This is a genomic window from Nocardioides sp., assembly GCF_034670285.1.
In the GTDB taxonomy this organism is placed as follows: Bacteria; Actinomycetota; Actinomycetes; order Propionibacteriales; family Nocardioidaceae; genus Nocardioides.
The window spans coordinates 1-2,815 of record NZ_JAXMNS010000458.1 but is presented as its reverse complement, the minus strand read 5'-3'; the positions used below and the strand labels follow the sequence as shown (position 1 = coordinate 2,815).

General features: G+C 71.3%; 3 protein-coding genes. All 3 read left to right on the top strand.

Features of this window, described 5'->3' with window-relative positions:
* On the top strand, window positions 1-717 hold a 717-nt coding region (prmC, locus tag VOI19_RS17615; RefSeq protein WP_323794250.1), incomplete at its 5' end, for a peptide chain release factor N(5)-glutamine methyltransferase.
* A gap of 7 nt (window positions 718-724) precedes the next feature.
* A complete protein-coding gene (locus VOI19_RS17610) occupies window positions 725-1,402 on the top strand; it encodes an L-threonylcarbamoyladenylate synthase (RefSeq protein ID WP_323794249.1) in 678 nt (225 codons plus the stop codon).
* Between the two features lie 9 nt (window positions 1,403-1,411).
* Window positions 1,412-2,593: an MraY family glycosyltransferase gene (locus tag VOI19_RS17605; RefSeq protein ID WP_323794248.1), complete on the top strand. Its 1,182-nt coding sequence runs from the start codon at window positions 1,412-1,414 to the stop codon at window positions 2,591-2,593.
* Window positions 2,594-2,815 lie beyond the last annotated feature (222 nt).

Genomic DNA, 2,815 nt, shown 5'->3' with positions numbered 1-2,815 from the left:
CTCGTGCTGGTCGACGACGTCGATGACGACACCGCCGAACGTTTCCGTGGACTCGTGACCCGTCGCGCCACCCGGGAGCCGCTGCAGCACCTGACAGGGGTCGCGGGCTTCCGCCACGTCGAGCTCGCCGTGGGCCCCGGGGTCTTCGTCCCGCGCCCGGAGACCGAGCTGCTCGCCGGCTGGGCGATCGAGCAGGCCCTGGCCCGGGACGCGCCGGTCGTGGTCGACCTGTGCACCGGGTCGGGAGCGATCGCGCGCGCGCTCGCCGACGAGGCTCCGCACGCTCGCGTGCACGCTGTCGAGCTCGATGAGTCGGCCGTGGTCTGGGCCGAGCGCAACCTCGCGGGCACCGGCGTCGACCTGCGGCACGGCTCGATGGCCGACGCCTTCGACGACCTCGACGGCACGGTCGACGTCGTGGTGTGCAACCCGCCGTACATCCCGCTGGAGGCCTGGGAGTCGGTGGCCCCGGAGGCGCGTGACCACGACCCTCACCTCGCCCTCTTCTCCGGTGACGACGGCCTGGACGCGTTCCGGGTCCTGGAGCGGGTCGCCCGGCGGTTGCTGCGTCCCGGGGGAGTGCTGGGCGCCGAGCACGCCGACGTGCAGGGGGCCTCGGCCCCCGGGGTCTTCGTGCAGACCGGTCACTGGCGCGAGGTCGAGGACCACGACGACCTCGCGGGGCGTGCACGTTTCGTGACCGCGCGGCTGCGATGATGCTCCGGTGACCTCCGAGCGCTACCGCACCGACGACCCCGAGGAGCGGGAGCAGGCCATCGAGGCCGCGACCACGGCTCTGCAGGGTGGTGACCTCGTCGTGATGCCCACCGACACCGTCTACGGCATCGCGGCAGATGCCTTCGACGCCGATGCCGTCGCCGACCTCCTGCACGCCAAGGGGCGTGGGCGGAGCATGCCGCCGCCGGTGCTCATCTCCAACGCAGCCACCCTCGACGCCCTCGCGACCGACGTCCCGGCGTTCGCCCGGGCCCTGGTCGAGGCGTTCTGGCCGGGCCCCCTCACCCTGGTCTGCCGTCAGCAGGGCTCGCTGCAGTGGGACCTCGGCGATGCCCGCGGCACGGTCGCCCTGCGCATGCCTGACGACGAGATCGCCCTCGAGATCCTCGAGCGCACCGGTCCGTTGGCCGTCAGCTCGGCCAACGCCACCGGCCTGCCCGCCGCCACCGACGCCGACCAGGCCGAGCAGATGCTCGGTGACGTCGTCGCCGTGATCGTCGACGCCGGCACGTCTGCCGGGGGAGAGGCCTCGACGATCGTCGACGCCACCAGCGGTCAGGGCCGTGTGCTCCGGGTCGGCGCCCTGTCCCTCGATGCCCTCAACGACGTCCTCGAGCCGCTCGGAGCGACGCTCACCCACGAGTCCGCCCCCGACGAGACCTGAGCGCCCCGCATGCGCGAGTACTTCGTCGTCTTCCTGGTCGCTGCGTCGGTGACCTACCTGCTCACGGTCGTGGCGCGCGAGATCGCACTGCGCACCGGTGCCGTCGCCGCCGTACGAGATCGCGACGTGCACGCGGAGCCGATTCCCTACCTGGGCGGCCTGGCGATGCTCGGTGGGCTCGTGGCGGCCTACCTGGTGGCCAAGGAGCTCCCGTTCCTCTCCACGAGCAACGCCTTCACCTTCCCGGACGCCGAGGCGGTGCTGATCGCCGGCGCCCTCGTCTGCGGCGTGGGCGTGCTCGACGACATCTTCGACCTCGACGCCCTGACGAAGTTCGGGGGACAGGTCATCGCCGTCGGGCTGCTCATCTACAACGGCATCCAGTTCCGGTTCTTCTTCGCTCCCAACGACGAGCAGTTCTCCCTCGATCCCGCCCAAGGGGCGCTGCTCACGGCCCTGATCGTGGTGGCGACCGTCAACGCGGTGAACTTCGTCGACGGCCTCGACGGGCTCGCTGCCGGGGTCGTGGGCATCAGCGCCCTGGCCTTCTTCGTCTACTGCTACGAGCTCACCCGGATCAACGACGTCGACCGGGCCACGACCGGCGCCCTGCTGAGCGCTGCCCTGGCCGGCGCCTGCATCGGCTTCCTGGTGCACAACTTCCACCCCGCGCGACTCTTCATGGGCGACAGCGGCTCGATGCTGATCGGACTCGTGCTCTCGGCCACCGCGATCACGGTCACGACCCAGTTCTCCAGCGAGGACATCGTCCTCGGCGCCGACGGTGCCCGCGCCAGCTGGCTGCCCATGCTCCTGCCGGTGGCCCTGCCGATCCTCATCCTCATCGTGCCGCTCATGGACCTCGTGCTCGCCGTCGTACGACGCACCCGGGCCGGGCGTTCCCCGTTCGCTCCCGACAAGCAGCACCTGCACCACCGGCTGCTCGAGATCGGGCACTCCCACCGCCGTGCGGTCGTGATCATGTGGGTGTGGGCCGGCGTGATCGCCTTCTCGACCGTCCTGGCGAGCCTCTACACCGGTCCGCCGGTCTGGATCGCGGTCTCGGGCGGCTTCGTCCTCGCGGTGCTCCTGACCTTCGTGCTGCCGGTCCTGCACCGCCCCGGGCGACCCCTGGCCGACCTCCCGGGAGTGCTCCCCGTGGGCGATGGGGAGCCTCCACAGACCTTGTGATAACTTTCACGAGCGCTCGCAACGCAGCACGAAATGCACTGCGAAGCGCCGGAAGAACGCCAGCTAGCCCTCGACCAGAACGGCCGCCGACGATGACGACCGAGACCAGGCAGGACGCCCGCCGTACCGGCGTGAGCACCCTGGTGAGCGCGAGCCTCGGTGCCCTGGCCGCAGGCCTGGTCATCTCCCTGGTGGCGCTGCTCGTCGACGGACGCACGGGTC

Excerpts from the sequence above, each read along its gene's own strand:
- VOI19_RS17605 (WP_323794248.1), top strand. The coding sequence starts at position 1,412 with ATGCGCGAGTACTTCGTCGTCTTCCTGGTCGCTGCGTCGGTGACCTAC.